Genomic DNA, 22,846 nt, shown 5'->3' on the forward strand with positions numbered 1-22,846 from the left:
TTTGGGCTACTGAACGCCCTTCATCTACCTGACACCCAACGACCCGGCATCAGCGCAGGATAATCACGCGGCCCAGCAGTTGATGCTGTTGAAAGCCAAGCACGCCTTGCAGGGAGTCGAGCACCGCCTGCGGGTCCTGGCTGGGGAAGTTGCCGCTGACTCGGCGGGCGCCCAGTTCATCGTTGAGCAGCAGGATCCGTCCCGGGTAGTAGCGCCCCAGGTCCTTGATCACCTCGGCCAGGGGTTGCTTGTAGAAGTTCAGCCAACCCTGGCGCCAGGCCAGGTGCGCCTCACTGTCGACACCATGCAGCGCCTGGCTGACGCCATCGGCATACGCCAACTGCTGGCCCGCGCCCAGCACCTCCTGGTTCGCGCCCTGTTGCGGGGTCACGCCCACGCGTCCGGAGAGCACGGTCACCTGGGCCCCGGCCGGTTGCAGCCGCACTTCGAACTGGGTGCCCAGCACCTGCACCCGGCCGCTGTCGGCCTCGACCACAAACGGCTGGCCGGTGTGGGTCACGCTGAAAAAACCGGCCCCCCGGCGCAGTTGCACATGGCGCTCGCCCTGGGTGAAGTCCACGGCAATCGCGCTGTCGGCATCCAGGGTCACCTGGGACTGATCGGCCAGGGTCACGGTGCGCACCTGCCCCGGGGCCGAGACATAGTCGGCACCAAAATCGTCGACCCAGCGCTGTGGCTGCCAGCCGCCCCCCATGCTGATCGTCAGCAGCAAACAGGCGGCCATCGCCAACCCGGCAGCCCAACGGCGCCGCGAACGGCCCTGGGCCCGATCCATCTCCCGCAAGTAACCCTGCAGGGCAAATTCATCTTCCCGAGCCAGGGTCCGCGCCGGCACTTCGCTGAGTTCCCACAGCACCTGGGCCTGGGCATAGGCTTCGATATGCGCCGGATCAGCCTGCAGCCATTGGCTGAATGTGGCCTGATCGCCACTGCTGGGCTGGTCATGCAACAGGCTGAGCCAGGCCAGGGCAGCCTGCTCCTGGGCCGGCGTCGGGGTGACGCGAGCAATACTGTTCACGGTGCTTTCCCTGGCGTTCGCGTGGTCGAGGGTTCCCGCAGGCTGGCCTTGCAGGCTTCGAGGGCGCGCATCATATGTTTTTCCACGGCGCTTTGGGACAAACCCATGGCCTTGGCGATTTGTGCGTACTTGCGGCCATGGATGCGGTTGAGCAAAAAGATCTGCCGCGTACGCTCCGGCAGGCTGCGCAGCGCCGCCTCGACATGGCGCAGATCATTGCCCGCCTCCAGCGCTGCTTGCGGCTCGGCGCTGTAGTGATCCTGCTGCTCCGGCAGCCAGCTTTCATTGACCCGGACCCGCGCGCCCTCGCTGCGCAAATGGTCGATAGCAATGTTGCCGGCGCACCGCAGCAGGTAGGTGCTGAGCTCTTCGACCTGCACCAGCGGCCGGCGCCAGAAGCGCAGGAACAAATCCTGCACCAGGTCGGCCGCCGTCGCCCGGCAGCCTACGCGACGGCTGACCAAGGCCTCCATCTGCGGGCGCTGGGACAAAAACACCTGCAGAAAATGCGCACGACTGCCCGAGGCTTCCGGGCGGTCGGGGTCAGGGTGTTCCGGAGGGGGACTGATGATCATCGGCCGGTCCGCTTAAAGCTGCGCAACAGCGGCGAGCGGGCTGGCCAGCAAGCCCAGGGCAGCCAGCCACAAGGCCAGGCGCGGGCGATAGGGCAACAGCAGCACCAGCAGCAAGGCACTGAGCATCAACACTGCGCACCACTGCACCAACCCCAGGCCCCAACCGGCAGCGGCCACCGCCGCCCACAACGAAAGCCCCAGTAGTGACCAGCCGCCCAGCCTCAAACCCTGGCGGCGCCCTGCCGAGGCCTTGCGCCCCAGCAGATCGCTGTGATGACGATCCATCGACAGGCACAAAGCGGCAAACCCGGCGTAGCACAGCAGCACGGCGAGCAGCATTCAGTTCACCTCGTTCTTGAGCGTCAGCGGCCGTGGCCGTTCGGCTCGCGGCTGTGGGCTGGGCTTGGAGTGGGACGAGCGCTGCATTTTCCAGGCGGCCCAGGCCAGGAATACACCGCTGCCCAGGCAGGTCAGGTCGAATCCGGCGAGCATCCAGTCACTGCCGGCCAGGCCGGCGGGTGCGGTCAACAGGTCGAGCAGCGGCACCGCGGCGAACAGCAGCGCGGCCAGGCCCAATTGCTCGACCCAGGCCCGCCGCCCACGGCGCACGGCGGCATGCACCAGGCTCAAGCCCCAGACCATGAAGAAGCTATTGACCTCCCAGTCCGCCCGTTCGGCAAAACCTGCCGGCAACAGGCGATTGGCCCAGAAAAACGCCGCGACCGCCAACACCAGGCCCGACATGCTGGCGATATTCAGCACCTCCACCAGCCGCAGCTCAAACGGCATGACCCCACTCTTGGCGTGCTTCAGCTGGCGCTTGCCGAGCCAGATCACCAGCCCGGTGCCGATCATCGCCGTACCGGCCAGACCGCAGATAAAGTACAGCCAGCGCAACACCGGCCCGGCAAACACCCCCATGTGCAGCCCATAGAAACTGCCGGCGATGGCCGTCGGCAACGACTGTTCGGGGGATACCCTGAGCAGTTCGCCGGTCACGCCGTTGAACGAGATCACGCTGCCAAAGTCGTGCACCACCTGATCGGCACTGTGGCGGAACACGTTCACCGACGCGTTTTCGTCCCCGGGATTGTTCACCGCGATCCGCCCAATGTGCCCGCCCGACCACTGCTGCCGCGCCTGCTCCACCATCGGCCCCATAGGCATCAGCACCCCCGGTTTGCCCGAGGCCGGCGCATTGTTGGTGCCTGGAAACGCCTCATTGAAAAACGCCCGGGTGTCACCGTTATAAGCCGTGAGAATGCTGGCCGGCATGACCATGGTCATAAAGATCACCAGGCTGCTGTAGGTGATCATCAGGTGAAACGGCAACACCAGGACACCCACCGCGTTATGCCCGTCGAGCCATGAGCGCTGGCCCTTGCGCGGGCGGAAGGTGAAGAAGTCCTTGAAGATTTTCTTGTGGGTGATGATCCCGCTGATCAAGGCGACGAACATCACCATCGCGGCGCTGGTCGCCAGCCAGCGACCCCAGGGGTGGGGCATTTGCAGCTGGAAGTGGAAGCGGTAGAAAAACTCGCCGCCCCGGGTATCCCGGGCCTGGATTTCGCTGCCGGTGGCCGGATCGAGGAGTTTTTCCGTGAAGGCGCCGCGCTCGCCGGGCTTGACCGGGCCCTGCCACATCACCGACAGCGCCGGTTCACGGGCATCCGGCAGGTTGATGAACCAGCGCCCGGCGCCATTGGCATGTTGCTGCAGGTAGCCCTGGGCCAGGGCCAGGCTGCTGTCGGTGCTGACTGCCCGGGCCGGGACTTCCGGTTGCATCCAGTGGCTGATTTCCGCCTTGAAATACGACAGGGTCCCGGTGAAGAAAATCGCAAACAGCAGCCAGCCAAACACCAACCCGCTCCAGGTGTGCAGCCAGGCCATGGACTGACGAAAACCCTCTTTCATGGGCGCGCCATCCAGTAGGCCAGGCCGGCGATCAGCGCCAGCACCAGGCAGGCGCCCGCGACCCCGGCCCAGGCCCGCCAGGCGCTGCGACAGGCGAAACACCAGAGTACCGCCAGCAGGTAGAACACAAACGAGGCCGTCATCCCGCTGACCGTCGCATCGATCCTGGGCATGGGTAACAGCAAGGTCAGGCAGACACTGCCCAACGCCGCCAGCAGGTAACCGCCGAGCACCGCCGCCAGCACCCGCGAGGCCACGGCCAGGCGATAGGAAACGGGAGTCGCGCCAACTTTGCTTTTCATGTTCCGCCCTGGAAACGTTAAAAAACCTGCACCGCACAGCACCGGGGGCAAGCTTAAAGAGCGGCAATATTAATGATAAATATTCTCATACGCAAAAAGTGCCGATAAACCGATGCCTTGCCGTCGGTCCGCACTGATTGCCGAATGCCATATCCCGCCCCTACAATGCGAACAATTCTTGTTCTCTTAAGCATCCGTATGCTGCCGGAGCGTTCGCTTGGCCCACGCCTCAACCCTCGAAGTGCTCTATCTCGCGCATCACAACTGGCTCAACGGCTGGTTGCGGCGCCGCCTTGGCTGCCCCCACAACGCCGCCGACCTGGCACAAGACACCTTCATGCGGGTGCTGACAGCCCGCGAAACACCGCAGATCAACGAACCCCGGGCGTTCCTCACCACCATCGCCAAGCGCGTGTTGTGCAACCACTACCGGCGCCAGGACCTGGAACGCGCCTACTACGAAACCCTGGCGCAGATGCCGGAGCTGGTGGCGCCCTCCGAGGAAGACCGGGCGATCATCCTGCAAACCCTGGTTGAACTTGACGAGTTGCTCGACGGCTTGCCACGTCCGGTCAAGCGCGCCTTTCTGCTGGCCCAGGTCGACGGCCTGAGCTACGGCGAAATTGCCCAGGCGCTGGGCATTTCCATCGCCACAGTCAAACGTCACTTGAACAAGGCCGCCCTGCGCTGCTATTTCGCCCTGTGAATCACTCAATGCCCTCCCCCTTATGAACAACCCTTTCAATGGTGCGCCGGGCTTCTCGACCCAGGTCGCCGAGCAGGCCGTGCACTGGCTGATCGAAATCCAGAGCGGGGCCCTCAGTCCGCGCCAGCAGCAGGCCTGGCAGCAATGGCACGATGCCCACAGCGAACATCAGCGGGCTTGGGAGCATATTCAGCGGGTCAACCAGCGGCTGCGGGGCATGGGTTCGCCCCTGGCCCATGCCGCGCTCAATGCGCCAAAGTCCTCCAGCCGGCGCCAGGCTCTGAAGCTGCTACTGATTCTTGGAGCCGGTTCTGCCGCGGCCTGGGGCCTGCGCGAGCACAACCCGCTGCCGCCGCTGCTGGCCGACTACCGCAGCCCGCTGGGCCAGCGGCGCAAGCTGACCCTGGACGATGGCAGCCTGCTGCAACTCAATACCAACAGCGCGGTGGACCTGCACTTCGACGGCCAGCAGCGGCTGATCCGCCTGCTCGAAGGCGAAATCATGCTCAGCAGCGCCGACGACAACCGCCCGCTGCGGGTGCAGACCGCCGAAGGCCTGGTGCAGGCCGAGGGCGCGCGCCTGAACCTGCGCCAGTTCAAACAGCGCAGCCACTTGGTGGTGTTCAGCGGTCGGGTCAGCCTGAGCCCGAACGCCTTCAACAGTGCCCCCCTGCTGGTGCCGCCGGCGCGGCAACTGAGCTTCAGCGCCCAGGCCTGGGACACCCCGACGGCGCTGGACGCCAACAGCGGGGCCTGGAGCGAAGGGATGCTGGTGGCGGCCCATATGCGCCTGGCGGATTTTCTCGATGAACTGGGCCGTTATCGACGTGGCCAGGTCAACTGCGATCCCAGGGTCGCCGACCTGCTGCTCTCGGGCAGTTATCCACTGGACGACAGCGAACGGATCCTCGAGCTGCTGGAAATCAGCCTGCCGGTCAAAGTGCGCCGCTTCACCCGCTATTGGGTCACGGTCCAGGCCCGCGCTTGAGGCCGCGGCGACACGTCGATGGTTAACGACGCATATTTTTTTGCTGGCGGGTGAGCCGTTTTGCACAGATCGAGTGACAGACAAGGAAAGCCACCTTGATTCCCCCCCTTCTCTGGACAGTCAGCCATGCCCCAGCACACCCCTCGCCTTACCCCACTAGCCCGCACGCTGCGCAACTGGATGCTGGGCGCCAGCCTGAGTTTCGGCGCCCTGCCCATGGCCCATGCGGACGCCGCCCAGGCCAAGGCTTATCACATTGCCCCCGCGTCCCTGGAAAGTGCGCTCAACCAGTTCGGCCGTGAAGCCGGGGTGCTGATTTCCTTTGGCTCGCAGGTCACCAACGGCGTGCAGAGCCCCGGCCTGGACGGCCACTACAGCACCGAACAAGGCTTGAAGCTGCTGCTCGAAGGCACCGGCCTGCAAGCCCGGGCCGAAGGCAACAACGCCTACAGCCTGCAACCGCTGAGCAACGACAACACCCCGGCGCCCCTGGAGCTGGGGACGTCGAGCGTGGTCGGGGACTGGCTGGGCGATGCGGCGCAGAGCAACGTGTTCGAGCATCCCGGCGCTCGGGACGTGATCCGCCGTGAAGAATTCGAACGCCAGGGCGCGACCCAGGCCCGGGATGTGCTCAACCGCATTCCCGGGGTCAACGCACCGGAAAACAACGGCACCGGCAGCCACGACATGGCGCTGAACTTCGGTATCCGTGGGCTCAATCCGCGCCTGGCATCGCGCTCGACGGTGTTGATGGATGGGATCCCGGTACCGTTCGCACCCTATGGCCAGCCGCAGCTGTCGTTCGCTCCCATCAGCATGGGCAACATGGACGCCGTGGACGTGGTGCGCGGCGGCGGCGCGGTGCGCTACGGGCCGCAGAACGTCGGCGGGATCGTCAACTTCGTGACCCGGGCGATTCCCGATGAACCGACGCTCAAGGGCGGGGTGCAGACCGAGACCAGTCCGTCGTCCAGCCATGACGGCTTCAAGACCACCGGCAACCTGCTGGCCGGCGGCACCGCCGACAATGGCCTGGGCGGCGCGCTGCTGTACTCCGGCACCCGCGGCGGCGACTGGCGCGAACACAGCGACACGCAGATCGACGACCTGATTTTCAAGGGCAAGTATCAACTCGACGAGGCCAACAGCTTCAACGCCATGGCTCAGTACTACGAGGGCCAGGCCGATATGCCAGGCGGCTTGAGCACTGCGGCGTACAAGGCTGACCCGTATCAGTCGACCCGGCCGTTCGACAAATTCTGGGGCCGGCGCACGATGTTCAATGTCGGCTACCGCTACCAGGAAGATCGCCGGGAATTCACCGTCAACAGCTTCTTCACCAAGACCCTGCGCAGCGGTTATCTGGATCAGCGCACCGTTATTTCACTGTCGCCACGCGAGTACTGGGTGCGCGGGCTGGAAAGCCGTTTCGCCCAAGGTTTCGACCTCGGCCCCACCAGCCACGAACTGGGCCTGGGCTACCGCTACATCAACGAAGCGGGCCACGAACAGCGCTTCATCACACCGATTGCCGCCCAGCAGTTGCCCACCACGGCTGATGCCAGGGACCGCAACACCCGGGGCAGCACCGAAGCCCATGCGATTTTCCTCGACGATCGCATCGATATCGGCAAATGGACCATCACCCCTGGCATTCGCTACGAGATGATCGAGTCGGAGCAGACCGACAAGCGCCTCAATGCCCAGTACAAGGGCGACTACAACACCGCGTTGCCGGCATTGAACGTGCTCTATCACCTCAACGACAGCTGGAACCTGTACGCCAACACCGAAGGTTCATTCGGCAGCGTGCAATACAGCCAGATGCGCAACCGCGTCGACAAAGGCGCGATCAAGCCGGAAAAAGCCCGAACCTGGGAATTGGGCACCCGCTATGAGAACGGCGGCCTGCGCGCCGAAGTCGGGGCGTTCCTGATCAATTTCGACAACCAATATGAAAGCAACCAGACCAACGACACCGTGATCGCCCGCGGTGAAACCCGCCATCAGGGGATCGAGAGCAGCATTAACTATGCCCTCGACGGCCTGAGCCCGGCCCTGACCGGCTTCGACCTGTACGCGACCTATGCCTATGTCGACGCCACCATCCGCGAGGACGGGCCGAACAAGGGCAATCGCGTACCGTTTTCATCCCGGCATAAAGGCACCCTGGGCCTGGGCTACACCCAAGGTGCATGGAAGCTCAACCTCGACAGCAGTTACCAGAGCAGCCAATTCGCCGACAACGCCAATACCTCGGAGGAAAACGCGATGGGCAACGTCGGCAATATCCCGGGCTACATGCTGTTCAGCAGTCGCGCAGCCTACGATTTCGGCCCGCGGCTGTCTGACCTGAACGTGGCGGTGGGGGTGAAAAACATCCTCAACCACCAGTACTTCACCCGCTCCTTCGACGACAACAACATGGGCAAATACGTCGGCGAACCACGCACCCTGTACGTGCAGACTTCGGTCGCCTTCTGATCGCCGACAACCTGTGCCATTCTTGCCCACAAAACAAAACGGGCCTGCAAATGCAGGCCCGTTGGTGGGGGACTTTCTCAGGCGTCAGCTATTGAGTGCAGCCTGTTCGTTTTCCAGAAATTCTTCTTCAAGCAGTGCGTCGGCCTCGCCGCTATCGGCTGTAGGCGTGGCGGCAGCGCGTTTGCTGCGCAACTTGCCGAACATGTGCTCCAGGGCGCTTTCGAGCTTGATGGCAGCTCCGTCGATCGCCTGCTCCAGTGTGTCGGCCTTGTGCGTCACAGAAATCGGTTGATGGCCTTTTGGCCGCGCCTCCAGTTGGCAGCGCAAATCGTGGGGACCGGGCTTGTCGCCGTTCTCGTCCCGCAGGTGAACCACAACCCGGGTCAAATCTTCTTCGTAGCGTTCCAGGGTGCTCTCAACAGTATTTTTTACCCACTCCTCCAGACGGATGCTGCTTTGAATATGGTTATCGCTATGGACTTGGATTTGCATAGTTCTTCCCTTATTTCAGCTAGCTCGCGAGAGACCCGGTAACACCTTGCGGTGTCGTTTTCGTTGCCTCTTGTTTACTAGAGTTGGGCAGAGCGGCGAACAATTCAACCCCCAAAAAAAGATAAATATTCATTCGCAAATAAACCCGGACAAGCAGCAAAAGCGCTGTTAATGTCGGGAGTTGGGTCGCCCTCGTACTCTGTCATCTTTGCTCATAATTGCCCCTCGCCCAGCGGGTGCATGCCGCGAAAAATCTCCGCTTCCTCCACCAGCCAGTCATGCACCGCACGCACGCCTGGGTGGCTCAGCGCACCCGGTGCATACATCAATACATAACGTTTGTGGTTGGGCACGGCGAGGCCGAACGGCACGATCAAGGTGCCACGCTCCAGCTCATCGTTGAGCAAGGTTCGCCGGGCGATGGCCACGCCCATCCCGGCAATGGCCGCCTCGATCGTCAGGTGATTGCGGTTGAAGGTGTGCCCACGCCGCACGTCCGCGCCTTCGAAACCGATGGCATTCAGGTAGAACTCCCACTCCGCATACTCATAGCTGCCACGCCAGGCGGTGATGTCGTGCAGCAACGGAAAGTGCACCAGGTCCGCCGGCCCATGCAGCGGCGGACGCCCACGCAGCAGGCTCGGGGCACAGACCGGAAAGATCTGCTCGTCCAGCAGGGCTGTGGATAACAACCCCGGGTAACTGCCGTCGTTGAGGTCGATGGCCAGGTCAAAGTCGCCCTCGTGCAGGGCCACGCTGCTGTCTTCCGCCACCAGCCGCAACTGGATATCCGGAAAACGCTGCTGCAAGCGCGGCAAGCGCGGTGTCAGCCATTTGCCGAGAAAAGACGGGATCGAACGCAAGCGCAGGATTCCGCTGATCATCCCCGCATCCAACCGCCGCAGTTCGGCGTCGATGCTGCCGTAGGCCTCGTTCACCGTGACCGCCAGGCGCTGGCCTTCGGCGCTCAACTCCACGCCACGGGCACGGCGATGAAACAGGCGAAAGCCCAGGCGCTCCTCCAACTGCCGGATCTGCTGGCTGACCGCCCCGGGGGTGATATGCAACTCCTCCGCGCAGCGGGTGAACGACAAGTGCCGTGCGGCACAGGAAAACACATGCAGCCAGACGTAAGTCTGGGCATGAAACTGACGGCTCATCGTTTAGTCCTGCTAAAGGCTGTCTTAGGAAGTTTCGTTGGTCAGTGCTGACCGAGGCAGGCAGTATCGCCGACATTGCGCTCGGCCTACAAAAAATGGCAGCGATTCCTCCTCCATTGCTTGTAAGGCTTTAGCATGGCTATCAGTGTTTTCGATCTCTTCAAAGTCGGCATCGGCCCTTCCAGCTCCCACACCGTGGGCCCGATGCGCGCCGCCGCGACCTTCGCCCAATCGCTGTTCGACCAGGGCCTGCACGCCCAGGTACAACGGGTCGAAATCCGCCTGTACGGCTCGCTTTCCGCCACCGGTGTCGGTCACGCCACCGACCGTGCCAGCGTCATGGGGCTGATGGGCGAATGGCCCGACAGCATCGACCCAAGCAGCATCGGCCCACGCATCCAGCACCTGCGCGAATCAGGCGAACTCAGCCTGGGCGGCCGCTCCACCATCGCCTTCGACTGGCACCGTGACTTACTGCTGCTCGACGAAAGCCTGCCCTACCACCCGAACGCCATGGCCCTGACCGCCTTTGATGCCAACGGCCTGCTGTGGGAGCAGACCTACTACTCGGTCGGTGGCGGATTTATCGTCGAAGCCGCCGAAGTCGCCGCCGGCACCGCCGCGGGCCACAGCGTCGAACTGCCTTACGACTTCAACAGCGCCGCCCAGTTGCTGGCGCTGTGCAAGCAGCACGGCCTGAGCGTTGGCGAGCTGATGATGGCCAACGAACGGGCCTGGCGCAGCGAGGCCGAGATCCGCAGCGGCCTGCTGCATATCTGGTCGGTGATGCGCGAGTGTGTCGAGCAGGGCCTGCGCCACGAAGGCACCCTGCCCGGCGGCCTAGACGTGCCACGGCGCGCGGCCAAATTGCACCGCAGCCTGCTGGAAATCGGCAAGCCGAATGTCATCAGCTCAACCTTGTCGGCCATGGAGTGGGTCAACCTGTTCGCCCTCGCGGTGAACGAGGAAAACGCCGCCGGCGGGCGCATGGTCACCGCCCCGACCAACGGCGCTGCAGGGATCATTCCGGCGGTGCTGCATTACTACATGAAGTTCAACGCCGACGCCTGCGAGGACGACGTCATCAACTTTTTCCTCGGCGCGGCGGCGGTGGGCATCCTCTGCAAGAAAAACGCCTCGATCTCCGGCGCCGAAGTCGGCTGCCAGGGTGAGGTTGGCTCCGCCTGCGCCATGGCCGCCGCCGGCCTGGCACAGATCCTCGGCGCGACCCCGGAGCAGCTGGAAAACGCCGCCGAAATCGGCCTGGAGCACAACCTCGGCCTGACCTGCGACCCGGTCGGCGGCCTGGTACAGGTGCCCTGCATCGAGCGCAACGCAATCGCCGCGGTCAAGGCGATCAACGCCACGCAAATGGCCCTGCGCGGGGATGGCAAACACTTTATTTCCCTGGACCGGGTGATCCGCACCATGCGCGATACCGGCGCCGATATGCATGACAAATACAAAGAAACTTCACGGGGCGGCCTGGCCGTGAGTTGGGTCGAATGCTGAGGAACATGGCCTGACTGTCCGCCCCACGTGAGCCCGAGCAAAAATAATAACGAGGCGATACCGATGACCGATGCACGAACACCTGCTGCCGAAAATCCCGCTGCACCACCCGTTTCCACGGCGACCACCCGCGACACCACCACCCGCAAGGGCTGGAGCAAGCACGACACCACCTGGATGCTCGGCCTGTACGGCACCGCCATCGGTGCCGGCACCCTGTTTTTGCCGATCAACGCCGGCGTCGGCGGCTTCTGGCCGCTGATCGTGCTGGCATTGCTGGCGTTTCCGATGACCTTCTTTGCCCATCGCGGGCTGACCCGTTTCGTGCTCTCGGGGCGCTCCGGTGACATCACTGAAGTGGTGGAGGAACACTTCGGAGTAGGCGCGGGCAAGCTGATCACCCTGCTGTATTTCTTCGCCATCTTCCCGATTCTGTTGATGTACAGCGTGGCGCTGACCAACACCCTCACCAACTTCCTGGAACACCAGCTGCACATTGCCCCGCCGCCCCGGGCGGTTCTGTCCCTGGCACTGATCCTCGGCCTGATGGCCATCGTGCGATGCGGCCAGGGCGTGATCGTCAAAGCCATGAGCGTGCTGGTCTATCCCTTCGTCGCCGCCTTGCTGCTGCTGGCGCTGAGCCTGATCCCGAACTGGAACGGCGCCTTCCTCGCCTCGGCCAGCGAAAGCATGCCGCTGTCGCTGTTCTTCAAGACCCTGTGGCTGGCGATCCCGGTGATGGTGTTTTCCTTCAACCACTCGCCGATCATTTCCGCGTTCGCGGTCGATCAGAAGCGTCAGTACGGTGCCCAGGCCGAACCCAGAAGCAGCGCGATCCTGGCCATGTCCCACGCGATGATGGTGCTGACGGTGATGTTCTTCTGCTTCAGCTGCGTATTGGCCCTGTCACCGGCCGACCTGGTGGCGGCCAAGGCGCAGAACATCTCGATCCTGTCGTACCTGGCCAATCACTTCCAGACCCCGGTCATCGCCTACGCCGCGCCCCTGATCGCCCTGGTGGCAATCACCAAGTCCTTCCTCGGCCACTACCTGGGTGCCAGCGAAGGCTTCCAGGGCCTGATCGTGAAAAGCCTGCGCAGCCGTGGCCGGGTGATTTCCGCGAGCTGGCTGGAGCGCCTGACTGCGCTGTTCATGATCGTCACCTGCTGGGCTGTGGCCACCCTCAACCCGAGCATCCTGCGCCTGATCGAAACCATGGGCGGTCCGGTGATCGCCTGCCTGTTGTTCCTGATGCCGATGTACGCGATCCGGCGCGTGCCTTCACTGCGCCAGTATTCAGGCCGGCTGTCGAATGTGTTCGTGGTGCTGATCGGCCTGATCGCACTGTCAGCGATCATTTATTCGGTCGTGCCCTGAAACGGGCGTCGATAAAAAAAGCGGACCTCATGGTCCGCTTTTTTATGCCTGCGTTTACTGGGTTTCGTGGTTAGCGGCATGCCCCTTGCTTTGTCAGCCCTTGAGGAATACGGACGTTATCAAACCTCAGCGAACGGCCTGCCAGTGGTCTGGTATCGCGAACTAATCTCGATCACTGCCGGTCAATGACTGCACGATCCAATCAAGCGGTGACGCATCATGGATAACCCATTTCAACTGATTACCGACACCTTCACCCCGGAGTACCAGGTCAACCTGAGCATCCAGGGCCTGGACGGCAGCATCATGCTGACCCTGTCCAAGGCCGGGCGGGTGGTGGCCAAGCGCATGATCAGCGCCCATCAGCGTAATGATCCGCAACGCCTCAAGCGTCTGGTGCAAAGCATCCAGTTCGGCATCGCCATCGAGCAAGGCCACAGCGCCATGGCGATCCTTGAAGCCATGACCAACAGCGACAGCCTGAAGCTGCCGCCACCGGCCGGCAGCGGCCCTTCACCCTTGGGCATGGTGGTTTAAAGTTCGCCCTTCTCCACTTCCGGATGCTCGCTGGAGCCCGCACCGAGCTTGCGCTGCGGGTTCTCGATCTTCACCGAAGGGAACTGCGAGGAGGCGTAGCGCACCACCAGGATCGCGAAGGCCAGCAGCAGGATCCCGCCGCACAGGTAAATGATCCCCACGTCCGGCGGATTGTGGTGCGAGACGTTGGAGATCAGCAGCCGAGTCAGGGCCGTGATCGCCACGTAGATCAGGAAGCGCACCGGCATGTGGTTGGTCTTGAAGTAGATCCCGACCATGGCGCCCAGCTCGAGATAGATGAACAGCAGCAGAATGTCGTCGATCTTGATGTGACCCGCCTCGATCATCTGCAAAAACTCCATCACCGCGGCCCAGGCGGTCACGGCACCGATGGCGAACAGCGCCAGGTAATGGAACGACTCGACAAACAGATTGCCCAGGGACTCGGCCAGTTGATGAACGTTCTGCCGCAGGTTCTCGGCCCAATTGATTTTCACGATGGTTTTTCCTTAGGTCGCTTCGACCGGATGATGCGGGTTGGACGTGACGGTTGTTCTGCATGCAGAAAAAAGGCCAGAGGCCCGTCAGTAAGATGATGGCGGCGTGACATGAGGCACGTTCAACCTTTTATCGAACCCGAGCCGACCACGGATTTGTCCCGCGACAAAACAAAAATCCCGGCTACATTAAAAAGCCACTATCCAAGGGACAGAGATTCGCCTATCCTCTGACCTGTATATAAATACAGTAGTCGCAAAAGACCAATTATCGTGAAGGCATGTGAGGTGGTAAATGGCCGTCGAAGTGGTATACCGCAGCAGCCGAGATCTGGAGCGCTTGTTCATGGATAAAGCCGAAGCTGATCGTCATGACAAAATGCTCGAACTGGCTGAATTGCTCGCCGAAGTGCTGCAAAAAGCCGTGCCGTCGCTGAGCGAGCAGCAAGTGGAAGAAGCCGGGATCTACATGGCGAAAAACCGCGATGTGTTCGCCAAGGCATTCAAGAGCCAGCCGGACGCCCTGTCCGAGTTGCTCAGCGCTCCCGCTCCCGTAGTGGAGACTGTCGAAGCGGAGCAGCCCGCTGAAGTCGAGGCGCCGACCAAACCGGCGAAAGCGGCCAAGGCTGCGAAATAAGCGTCACCCGAATTGAATAAGCCCTGTGCCCCTGGCACAGGGCTTTTTTCATGCATGGGGCAGAGCCACGGCCTTTTTGCAGCGGTCCATCAGGCTGAGATCGTCTCTTTCATACCAGGTACATCGATCCCATTGCGACGCAGCATGGACCTGATGTTTCGCACAAAGCTGGCAGGCACGTCCGTTGAGTCTCCATACAGATCGACAATTCCGACTTCGACCGCGCTATCGACAATGCTGGAGAACGCCTCGATATCTTGAGACGACATCAAGGCGACAAGCTCCTGCGGCAAATCATCGCCCCGACCATTCAATGCCAGTAACGCCCCCGCCCTCTCCCACGCCAGTAGATGATCGTGTTCCGGATAGGCATTGAGGTGTTTCAGCAAGTCATCGATGGACGGGTGAGCCAGGCCCTTGCCCGTGCAGTAGGCCGCCAGGCACCCGGCAGCATAGAGCTGCAAGTCCCTGACAGAGCAACCGGCCAACGCCCGATCCGTATCTGCTTCTGTCATTGCGCGACGTCCCACACCCTGCACCCTGCCGAACAGTACCCGGATGCTATATCCATGGCTTCCAGGATGCGGTCTTCAACGTCTTCAGGCGCTGCAAGCCTGATGAATTGCAGATGGTTGTACACCGCCTGCGCTGTAAAGCCCTTGTCCCGGTACTGCACCAGAACAACACGTATTGCCTCAATGTCCGCGCCGCCGCGCAATCGATACGCCAACTGCTGATCCAGCCCAGTGTCCAGTGCTTCAAGCATCGTCGAATACATTCCGTGTCAGTTGAGCAGTCGGGGGTTGGGCTCACGCCTGCAACCGTTGTGGGCGCTGATGTTACAGCGAGCACGCGCAACGGTTAAGACGCCTATGCCTGGCGATACAACGCCCGCTCCGCCAACTCATCCGCCACCCGTGCCGGGGAGCGCTTTTCGGCTTGGGCGTGGGCGAAGACTTCGGTCAACCGCGAGCTGATTTTCGAGAGATGGGCGGTGATGGTCGACAACTCTTCACCGCGGTGCTTGAGCGAGACATAGATCAGCCCACCGGCATTGATCACGTAGTCCGGTGCGTAGAGGATGCCGCGGCGCTCCAGTTGATCTGCAACCTGCAGGTTGGTCAGCTGGTTGTTGGCCGATCCCGCCACCGCCGAACAGCGCAATTGCGCCACGCTGTGGCTGGTGAGCACGGCGCCCAGGCCGCACGGCGCGAGGATGTCGCATGGGGTGCTGAGCAGTGCATCGTTGGCAATCGGATGGGCGCCCAGTTGCTCCATGGCCAGTTGCACCTTGCCCGGGTCGATGTCACTGACCAGCAACTCGGCCCCGGCGGCGTGCAACTGCTCGGCGAGGGCGAAGCCGACATTGCCCAGGCCCTGGATCGCCACGCGCAGGCCTTCCAGGTTGTCGCTGCCCAGGCGCGCCATGGCCGTGCTGCGAATCCCGGCGAACACGCCAAGAGCGGCATAGGGCGAGGGGTCGCCGGCGGCACTGGTACTGGTGACGTGCTGGGTCTGTTGCGCGATGCAATCCATGTCGGCCACCGAGGTCCCGCTGTCGATGGCGGTGATGTAGCGCCCGTCGAGCTGCTCGATACAGCGACCGAAGGCTTCGAACAGTGCGGCGCGACTTTCCACATGCGGCGGACGAATGATCACCGCCTTGCCGCCGCCCTGGGACAGCCCGGCCAGTGCGGCCTTGTAGCTCATGCCCTGGGCCAGGCGCGCAGCATCTGCCACGGCACTTTCATCGTCGGGGTAGGCAAGGTAACGACAGCCGCCCAGGGCGGGGCCCAGGCGGCTGCAATGAATGGCAATCACCGCCTTCAATCCGGTGACCGGATCAACGCTCAGGTGCAGCGATTCAAGGCGAGTGCTTTGCATGAGAGCGAACATCGTCGGGCTCCCCGAATCACTTCTTGTAGTCGCCAGTATAGGCTTGCGCCTGGAATTTGCTGGAGCGCTCGGGAATAAGCCCAAGGGCTATGCGGGCTTTAGGAAATAACCTGCTACGGCGTGTGTGCAGTACTGGACGAACGAGCGTCAGCGGGCTAAAACGGGGCATCCGTCGGAGATCGAGATGAACCCGCGCCAAGCTTTTTTCGCCTGCCTGCACCGCTCCCCGCCCGCACTGTTCGAAGCGGCGCTGTGGATTGCCGCCGAGCACGACACCACTGTCGCCCCCGAAGAACTGCTGCACGACTTCAAGGATTTGCAGCAGCGGATCAGCTCGGGCTTGCCCATGTTGCCGGTCAGCGAGCTGGGCCAGCCGTTGTTGCGGCGCATGAACGACCTGGGCTTCCAGCAGGACGAAGCCACACCGCTGCGCGCCCAGGCGGCCTTGCTGGACAAGGTCTTGCAACGTCGGCGCGGGCAGCCCCTGGCCCTCGGGCTGATTGCCCTGGAGCTGGCGCGGCGCCTGGAAATCCCCCTGGTGGGGGTCAACTTCCCCGGGCATTTCCTGTTGCGCGTGCCCGGCGCCGACCACCTGCTGGACCCGTGTGGCGGCCGACGCCTGTACCCCGCCGACTGCCGTGAACTGCTGCAACGCCAGTACGGCAACAACATCAAGCTCGTCGCCGAACACATGCTCACCGCGCAGCCGGTGCAGATTCTCCAGCGCCTGTCGCGCAACCTGCGCCAGTTGCACTTGGCCAACGATGATAACCTCGGCGCCCTGATCGATGCCGAGCGGGTGCTGGAACTGGGCAACGCCAGCGCCGCCGACTACCTGGCCCGCGCCAGTCTCTACCAGCGCCTGGACTGCCCGAACGCCGAACGCTTCGACCTGGAGCACGCCCTACTGCTCAGCGAGGACCCGATCCAGCGCCTGCGCCTGACCGAACGCCTGGGCCACTTGCCGCCCAATACCATCGTGCATTGAGCCTGCCGCTGCTCCCGCCTGGCATCGCCCGCCGCCACCCGCCCGAACCTGCCAGCATTTGAGCGATCACGCTCCTGGCCCTGACTCATGGATGACCCTTGATGCACGCACTGTCCGATACCGAGCTGTTCCTGCAGGATTTTCACCAGCGCCGCCCCGGCACCACCAGCGTCGCCTTCGCTCCCCTGAACATTGCCGGACGCGGCTCTTCCTACGCGGTACTGGCCTCGACCGTGAAATGCACAGCGCTGGCGCAGACGGTGCTGGATATCGCCTGTGGCGATGGTTACCTGCTGCAACTGCTGGCCGAACAGGACCCGGAGCTGGCGCTGATCGGCGTCGACATGAGCCACAGCGAACTCGCAGCCGCGCGCCAGCGCCTGGGGACGCGCGGACAACTGCTGCACGAACGCGCCCAGGCCCTGTCACTGCCTGCGGCCAGCGTCGACGTGGCGCTGTCGCACCTGGCCTTGATGTTGATGGATGACCTGCAACAGGTACTCGACGAGACTCACCGGGTGCTGCGCCCGGGCGGACAATTCGCGGCGATTGTCGGCCGGGGGTTTCTCCTGGGGGAAATCGGCGAGCTCTACCTGCAGGCCTTTCGCAGCGTGGCCCGGGAGCACGCCCTGCCTGCCTTGCCCATGGGCGATCCGCGCACCCGTTCGGAAGCGGGCTGGCGCGAGCTGCTCGGCGCCCGCTTCAGTGGCATCGAGTTCGACGAGCTGGACGTGGAGTGGGCCCCACACTTCGACGAACTCTGGACCGCGCTCAACGACACCTATGACCTGGATCGGCTATCAGCCGCCGGCCAGGCGTTGTTGAAGCAACGCCTGGAAACCTCGGTCACTGCGCTGCAACGCGCAGATGGCACAATCGCCACCGGCTGGGGCCTGCGCCTGATCCGCGCGACAGCGGCCTGACCTGCCCTGCAATCAACGGGTCGCGGCCTGGGGCTGGTCCGCTGGCGTCGGCGAAACGTCCAGCGGCGAACGCACCTGGATAATCAGCAGCGCCGCGATCACTGCCGGAATCGCGCAGAAGAAGAAAATCTGCTGCACCGGCACATGCATCGCCAGCAGCATGCTGCCGAACAGCGGCCCGAGAATCGAGCCGAAGCGACCGACGCCCAGGGCCCAGCCGGTGCCCGTGGCCCGCACATGGGCCGGGTAGAAGTTACTGGCGAAGGCGTTGAGGGTCAGTTGCCCGCCGATGATGCAAAACCCGGCGGCGAACACAAAAGCCACCAGATAACGCGGGCTGTCGTGGTTGAGGCCCAGCAGAATGGTGCAGACCGCAGCCGCAGCCAGGACGCCCGAGAGCAGGCGCACCTTGCGCTTCAGACGGTCGGCGAACCAGGCCATGCAGATGGCGCCGAGGGTGCCGGCGAACAGGAACATCGATGTCACCAGGTTCGCCTGATTGAGGCCCAGCCCGCTTTCCAGCAACAGCGAAGGCAACCAGCTGATCATGAAATACAGCAGGATCAGGCTGACGAAAAACGTCGACCAGATCAGCAGGGTCGGCCGCGCATAGCCGTGGCGGAACAGTTCGATCACCGTCAGTTGGCTGCCCTGCTCCTGCGCGTTCTGCTCGGCCGATGCGGCCGGTGGCGTCCACTCGGGCAGCATTCGCGCACTGACTTTACGCAGGCGCGCATAGGGCGGCGCGTCACGCAGCAGGCGTGGCAGGGATTCGGGCAGGCACCAGGCGAGAAACGGAAACAGCAGCAAGGGCGTGACGCCGCCGGCCAGGAACACCGCCTCCCAGCCGAAGCGATCAATAAACCCGGCCGCGACAAAACCACCCGCCGCACCACCAAAGGAAAACCCGCAGGCGGCCAAGGTCACCATCAGGGTGCGCAGGCGCGGCGGCGAATAATCGGACATCAGCGCCATGGCACTGGGCATCGCCCCTCCCATGCCGATGCCGCAGATAAAGCGCGCAGCCATCAGGGTGTTCAGGGAGTTGGCGAAGATCATCAACACCGTGAGGCTGGCGTAGATCAGTACGCAGCAGAGCAGAATCCGCCGCACACCAAAACGGTCCGCCAAGGGCGTCACGGCCAGCGAGCCCAGGGTCAGGCCCAACAGGTTGGCGCTGAACACCGGGCCGAAGGCGGCTTTTTCCAGGCCCCAGTCCCGGGCCAGGGCCGGCACCACGTACCCCAGAACCTGAGCGTCATAGCCGTCGGTGACCAACAGCAACGCCAATAGCAGCAAGAGTAACCACTGATAACGCGACACCGGACGGGCGTCGAGCGCCGCCCGAAAGCTGGCAATCTGATTGTGCATCGCAAGGTACCTGTTCTGTTTTTATCGTTATGTACAGCAGGGTTGCAGGTGGGGATGGAGCAGGCTCCGTTGCGGAGCCCTCGAAACCTTGAGTGACCCAGAGGTCTGCCGCCCCCAGGTCTGGCTGGGGACGTGCAGGCGCCTCAGGCCGGGGTGTCGGGCTGGTTGGCGGGGTGCGCCGCGCGGAATGCCGGGTGCTCTGCGGCCAGCGCCGCAACCCGGAGAATCCGTGGGTAGGCTGCCAGCGACACCTTGAAGCGCTCGGCCGCATACAACTGTGGAATCAGGAACACATCGGCCAGCCCCGGCTGCTCGCCAAAGCAATAGCCGTGATCGCCGATCAGTTGCTCCACGGCCGCCAGGCCCTGGCTGATCCAGTGCTCGATCCACACCTGCAACTGCGCTTCCTCGTGGCCCCATTCACGCAACAGGTTCTGGGTGCTGGAGTTGTGCAGCGGGTGGATGTCGCAGGCGATCATCGCCGCCACCGCACGCTCATGGGCACGGGTTGCCAGCTCCCGGGACAGCAGCGGCACCTGTGGATAACGTTCGTCGAGGTATTCGACGATCGCCAGTGACTGGACCAGCACCTCACCGTCATCGGTGCGCAGCGCCGGCACCCGCCCCTGGGGGTTGATCGCCAGGTACTGCGGCTGACGGTTGGCGCCGCCCTTGGGCACCAGCAAATTGACCGGGATGGCCTGGAAGTCCAGGCCCTTGAGCCCCAGGGCAATGCGCACCCGGTACGACGCCGTCGAACGGTAGTAGGTATAGAGCTCCATGGCGCACACCTCTTAGCGGGCCGGCAGGACGGTGCCCCGGCATTCGCCGAAGCCGATGGAGGCGAAACCTTCACGCCGGCAACGCCCGCGCAGGATGATTTCGTCGCCATCTTCGAGGAACTTGCGCACCTCGCCGCTGGGCAACTCGATGGGCTTTTTGCCGCCCTCGGTGATTTCCAGCAGGCTGCCGAACTGGCCGTTTTCCGGGCCGGACAACGTGCCCGAACCGAACAGGTCGCCGGCCTGCAACTGGCAGCCGTTGACGCTGTGGTGCGCGACCATCTGCGCCACGGTCCAGTACATGTACCCGGTGTTGCTCAAGGTCAGGCGGTGGGCCGGCAGGCCCTGCTCGCGCATGGCGGCGGTGGTCAGCAGCACCTCGAGTTCGATATCGAAGCCACCCGCAGCCTGGTCCCGGGAATCGAGCAGGTACGGCAGCGGCTGTGGATCACCCTCGGGGCGCGCGGGTTGAGCGCGACGGAATGGCTCCAGGGCTTCGGCCGTCACCACCCAGGGCGAGATGCTGGTGATAAAGCTTTTCGACAGGAACGGGCCCAGGGGCTGGTATTCCCAGGCCTGGATATCCCGCGCCGACCAGTCGTTGAGCAGGCAGAAGCCGGCGATATGCTCGGCGGCATCGGCGATGGCAATGCAGTCCCCCATCGGGTTGCCCTGGCCAATCCAGATTCCCAGTTCCAGCTCGTAGTCGAGCCGCGCGCACGGGCCGAAATTCGGCTCGGTCTGGCCGGCAGGCAGGGTCTGGCCCTTGGGCCGGCGAACCTCGGCGCCCGAGGGGCGGATGGTCGACGCGCGCCCGTGGTAGCCGATGGGCACGTATTTGTAGTTGGGCAGCAGCGGGTTGTCGGGGCGGAACAGCTTGCCGACGTTTTGCGCGTGTTCGATACCGACATAAAAGTCGGTGTAGTCGTTGATCTTCGCCGGCAGGTGCATCTGGCAGTCGGCCGCCAGGGGCAACAGCTTGGCGCCCTGGGCCTGGATCTTGCCATGCAGGGTGCTGCCTTCGCCCAGCAGTTCCAGCAGGCGTTCGCGCAGGGCCACCCGTGGGCCACGCCCCAGCTCGAAGAAGGCATTCAACTGCCCGCCACGTGCGGCCTCGACGGCGCTGCGGGCGGCGCCTTCAAGCAGGCCCGCCTCCAGCGCGGCGTCCAGATCGAATATGTGCTCGCCGATTGCCACGCCAAAGCGCGGTGCCGAACCGTTGCGACTGAAAACGCCCAGGGGCAGGTTCTGCAAAGGGAAATCGGCATGCCCGTTGGCGGAGGCAACCCAACTGCGGGTGATGGTTGGCTGGCTCATGGGTTATCTCCGATTGGGGGTGAAGGTGGCGGGCAGCGAGGCCCAGCAAGCGTCGTAATTGTTCTGCAACTGCGGGCACTCCAGGGCGAACTGGCTCGGGCGCAGCACTTGGCTGGTCTCGAACATGAAGGCCATGGTGTTGTCGATCTTGGCCGGTTGCAGTTCGACATTGATCGCCTTGGTGCAGGTTTCGCCGTCCGGGCCGTGGGCGCTCATGCAGCTGTGCAGGGACGCGCCGCCGGGCAGGAAACCTTCGGCCTTGGCATCGTAGGCGCCCTGGATCAGGCCCATGAATTCGTTCATCAGGTTGCGGTGGAACCACGGCGGACGGAAGGTGTTTTCGGCCACCATCCAGCGCGGCGGGAAGATCACGAAATCGAGGTTGGCCAGGCCGTGCACGCTGGTGGGCGAGGTCAGCACGGTGAAGATCGATGGGTCCGGGTGGTCGAAACTCACGGTGCCGATGGTGTTGAAACGGCGCAGGTCATATTTGTACGGCACGTTGTTGCCGTGCCAGGCCACCACGTTCAGCGGCGAGTGGTCGAGTTCGCAGCCCCAGAGTTCGCCGAGGAACTTCTGCACCAGAGGGGTGGGCTGCTTGAGGTCTTCGTAATGGGCGACCGGGGTCAGGAAATCCCGCGGGTTGGCCAGGCCATTGCTGCCGATGGGGCCCAGGTCCGGCAGGCGCAGCGGCGCGCCGTGGTTCTCGGCGACATAGCCACGCGCCTCGGGGTCCAGCAGTTCGACACGAAACTTCAGGCCGCGGGGCAACACGGCGATTTCCAGCGGCCCAAGCTCCAACACGCCGAGCTCCGTGGCGATGCGCAGGCGACCCTGCTCGGGCACCAGCAGCAGCTCGCCATCGGCACTGAAGAACACCCGCTCCATGGAGCGGTTGGCGCGGTAGTGATAGACGCTGATGCCGGCGGGTTTCTGTGCCGGTGCGTTGGCCGCCATGCTCACCAGACCGTCGATGAAATCGGTCGGCTCGGCAGGCATATCCAGTGGGTTCCAGCGCAGCCGATTGGGCGTCACCTCACCCAGCGGACCGCCCGCCATCTGACGCGCCAACTTGGCAAAGGCCGGGTGATTGGCCGAGGGCTGGATGCGGTACATCCAGGTCCGTCGCGCTTCGCTGCGGACCATGGTGAAGGCGGTTCCGGAAAAGAGTTCGGTGTACAAGCCGTAAGGGGCTTTTTGCGGGGAGTTCTGGCCGACGGGCAACGCGCCTGGCAATGCTTCGCTGGCGAATTCGTTGCCGAAGCCCGACTGATAGGCCAGGCCGGACGGCGTGGAATCGAGGTTCATGGAGCCTCCTGTGAATGGAGTGGGCAGCGATGCCCTGCTCC

At 63.5% G+C, this 22,846-nt stretch carries 23 protein-coding genes and 1 pseudogene; 9 read left to right on the plus strand and 15 right to left on the minus strand.

Going from position 1 to position 22,846, the window contains the following annotated elements:
• Nucleotides 1-49 precede the first annotated feature (49 nt).
• From AC19YX_RS20750 to AC19YX_RS20770, 5 genes are read right to left on the minus strand one after another with little or no spacing between them, the layout of a single operon-like run.
• Complete coding sequence (locus tag AC19YX_RS20750; RefSeq protein WP_500606896.1) at nt 50-1,039, minus strand: FecR family protein; 990 nt, start codon at nt 1,037-1,039, stop codon at nt 50-52.
• A complete protein-coding gene (locus AC19YX_RS20755) occupies nt 1,036-1,614 on the minus strand; it encodes an RNA polymerase sigma factor (protein WP_078469893.1) in 579 nt (192 codons plus the stop codon). Before AC19YX_RS20755 ends, AC19YX_RS20750 begins: the two co-directional genes overlap by 4 nt.
• Nucleotides 1,615-1,626: 12 nt before the next feature.
• Nucleotides 1,627-1,953, minus strand: coding sequence for a DUF3325 domain-containing protein (locus AC19YX_RS20760; protein WP_078469892.1), 327 nt, complete (start codon nt 1,951-1,953; stop codon nt 1,627-1,629).
• Complete coding sequence (locus AC19YX_RS20765; protein WP_500606897.1) at nt 1,954-3,528, minus strand: PepSY-associated TM helix domain-containing protein; 1,575 nt, start codon at nt 3,526-3,528, stop codon at nt 1,954-1,956. It abuts the gene before it with no gap.
• Nucleotides 3,525-3,830 carry a DUF3649 domain-containing protein gene (locus AC19YX_RS20770; RefSeq protein WP_078469890.1) on the minus strand — a complete coding sequence of 102 codons (306 nt, stop codon included), beginning with the start codon at nt 3,828-3,830 and terminating at the stop codon, nt 3,525-3,527. Before AC19YX_RS20770 ends, AC19YX_RS20765 begins: the two co-directional genes overlap by 4 nt.
• 217 nt (nt 3,831-4,047) lie before the next feature.
• Between AC19YX_RS20770 and AC19YX_RS20775 the strand changes: the two genes are divergently transcribed.
• The 3 genes from AC19YX_RS20775 (at nt 4,048) to fecA (ending at nt 8,008) form a co-directional block, all read left to right on the plus strand.
• Nucleotides 4,048-4,536, plus strand: a complete 489-nt coding sequence (locus tag AC19YX_RS20775) for a sigma-70 family RNA polymerase sigma factor (protein ID WP_500606898.1) — start codon at nt 4,048-4,050, stop codon at nt 4,534-4,536.
• 22 nt (nt 4,537-4,558) lie between these two features.
• The gene (locus AC19YX_RS20780) at nt 4,559-5,524 is read left to right on the plus strand and encodes a FecR domain-containing protein (protein WP_500606899.1); all 966 of its coding nucleotides are present in this window, start codon (nt 4,559-4,561) and stop codon (nt 5,522-5,524) included.
• 126 nt (nt 5,525-5,650) lie between these two features.
• The gene (gene fecA / locus AC19YX_RS20785; protein WP_500606900.1) at nt 5,651-8,008 is read left to right on the plus strand and encodes a TonB-dependent Fe(3+) dicitrate receptor FecA; all 2,358 of its coding nucleotides are present in this window, start codon (nt 5,651-5,653) and stop codon (nt 8,006-8,008) included.
• Nucleotides 8,009-8,092: 84 nt separating this feature from the next.
• On the opposite strand, the gene AC19YX_RS20790 is transcribed toward fecA, so the two are convergent.
• Both AC19YX_RS20790 and AC19YX_RS20795 read right to left on the minus strand, forming a co-directional pair.
• Nucleotides 8,093-8,500: an HPF/RaiA family ribosome-associated protein gene (locus AC19YX_RS20790; protein WP_201129520.1), complete on the minus strand. Its 408-nt coding sequence runs from the start codon at nt 8,498-8,500 to the stop codon at nt 8,093-8,095.
• Between the two features lie 212 nt (nt 8,501-8,712).
• Complete coding sequence (locus AC19YX_RS20795; protein WP_020298363.1) at nt 8,713-9,660, minus strand: LysR substrate-binding domain-containing protein; 948 nt, start codon at nt 9,658-9,660, stop codon at nt 8,713-8,715.
• A 135-nt stretch (nt 9,661-9,795) separates the two neighbouring features.
• On the opposite strand from AC19YX_RS20795, the gene AC19YX_RS20800 reads away from it, so the two are divergent.
• From AC19YX_RS20800 to AC19YX_RS20810, 3 genes are all read left to right on the plus strand, one after another.
• Complete coding sequence (locus AC19YX_RS20800) at nt 9,796-11,172, plus strand: L-serine ammonia-lyase (RefSeq protein WP_500606901.1); 1,377 nt, start codon at nt 9,796-9,798, stop codon at nt 11,170-11,172.
• A 63-nt stretch (nt 11,173-11,235) separates the two neighbouring features.
• A complete protein-coding gene (locus tag AC19YX_RS20805; protein ID WP_078469883.1) occupies nt 11,236-12,549 on the plus strand; it encodes a serine/threonine transporter in 1,314 nt (437 codons plus the stop codon).
• Between the two features lie 219 nt (nt 12,550-12,768).
• On the plus strand, nt 12,769-13,086 hold the full coding sequence (locus tag AC19YX_RS20810) for a DUF3509 domain-containing protein (protein WP_020298360.1): 318 nt from the start codon (nt 12,769-12,771) through the stop codon (nt 13,084-13,086).
• Here AC19YX_RS20810 and AC19YX_RS20815 read toward each other — a convergent pair.
• Nucleotides 13,083-13,583, minus strand: coding sequence for a phosphate-starvation-inducible protein PsiE (locus AC19YX_RS20815; protein ID WP_020298359.1), 501 nt, complete (start codon nt 13,581-13,583; stop codon nt 13,083-13,085). The genes AC19YX_RS20810 and AC19YX_RS20815 overlap by 4 nt on opposite strands.
• A gap of 295 nt (nt 13,584-13,878) precedes the next feature.
• Here AC19YX_RS20815 and AC19YX_RS20820 point away from each other — a divergent pair.
• A pseudogene (locus AC19YX_RS20820) lies at nt 13,879-14,133 on the plus strand (YebG family protein); the annotation flags it as partial.
• A 176-nt stretch (nt 14,134-14,309) separates the two neighbouring features.
• On the opposite strand, the gene AC19YX_RS20825 reads toward AC19YX_RS20820, so the two are convergent.
• From AC19YX_RS20825 to AC19YX_RS20835, 3 genes are all read right to left on the minus strand, one after another.
• Complete coding sequence (locus AC19YX_RS20825; RefSeq protein WP_500606902.1) at nt 14,310-14,735, minus strand: hypothetical protein; 426 nt, start codon at nt 14,733-14,735, stop codon at nt 14,310-14,312.
• A complete protein-coding gene (locus AC19YX_RS20830; RefSeq protein ID WP_201129510.1) occupies nt 14,732-14,986 on the minus strand; it encodes a hypothetical protein in 255 nt (84 codons plus the stop codon). The genes AC19YX_RS20825 and AC19YX_RS20830 overlap by 4 nt, the downstream gene beginning before the upstream one ends.
• A gap of 104 nt (nt 14,987-15,090) precedes the next feature.
• Nucleotides 15,091-16,116: a Leu/Phe/Val dehydrogenase gene (locus AC19YX_RS20835; protein ID WP_500606903.1), complete on the minus strand. Its 1,026-nt coding sequence runs from the start codon at nt 16,114-16,116 to the stop codon at nt 15,091-15,093.
• Between the two features lie 184 nt (nt 16,117-16,300).
• Between AC19YX_RS20835 and AC19YX_RS20840 the strand changes: the two genes are divergently transcribed.
• Together AC19YX_RS20840 and AC19YX_RS20845 are read left to right on the plus strand one after the other, a co-directional pair.
• Nucleotides 16,301-17,104: a SirB1 family protein gene (locus AC19YX_RS20840; protein ID WP_078469879.1), complete on the plus strand. Its 804-nt coding sequence runs from the start codon at nt 16,301-16,303 to the stop codon at nt 17,102-17,104.
• 101 nt (nt 17,105-17,205) lie between these two features.
• Nucleotides 17,206-18,027: a class I SAM-dependent methyltransferase gene (locus AC19YX_RS20845; protein ID WP_421548025.1), complete on the plus strand. Its 822-nt coding sequence runs from the start codon at nt 17,206-17,208 to the stop codon at nt 18,025-18,027.
• A gap of 12 nt (nt 18,028-18,039) precedes the next feature.
• On the opposite strand, the gene AC19YX_RS20850 is transcribed toward AC19YX_RS20845, so the two are convergent.
• The 4 genes from AC19YX_RS20850 to hmgA all read right to left on the minus strand — a co-directional run bounded on the left by AC19YX_RS20850 (nt 18,040) and on the right by hmgA (nt 22,805).
• Nucleotides 18,040-19,398 (minus strand): MFS transporter, encoded by a 1,359-nt coding sequence (locus AC19YX_RS20850; RefSeq protein ID WP_500606904.1) that lies wholly within the window; start codon nt 19,396-19,398, stop codon nt 18,040-18,042.
• A gap of 143 nt (nt 19,399-19,541) precedes the next feature.
• On the minus strand, nt 19,542-20,180 hold the full coding sequence (gene maiA / locus AC19YX_RS20855) for a maleylacetoacetate isomerase (protein ID WP_078469876.1): 639 nt from the start codon (nt 20,178-20,180) through the stop codon (nt 19,542-19,544).
• 12 nt (nt 20,181-20,192) lie between these two features.
• Nucleotides 20,193-21,497, minus strand: a complete 1,305-nt coding sequence (gene fahA, locus AC19YX_RS20860; RefSeq protein WP_500606905.1) for a fumarylacetoacetase — start codon at nt 21,495-21,497, stop codon at nt 20,193-20,195.
• Between the two features lie 3 nt (nt 21,498-21,500).
• A complete protein-coding gene (gene hmgA / locus AC19YX_RS20865) occupies nt 21,501-22,805 on the minus strand; it encodes a homogentisate 1,2-dioxygenase (protein ID WP_500606906.1) in 1,305 nt (434 codons plus the stop codon).
• Between the last annotated feature and the right edge of the window lie 41 nt (nt 22,806-22,846).

The sequence above is a fragment of the Pseudomonas sp. MF09150 genome, assembly GCF_059862355.1.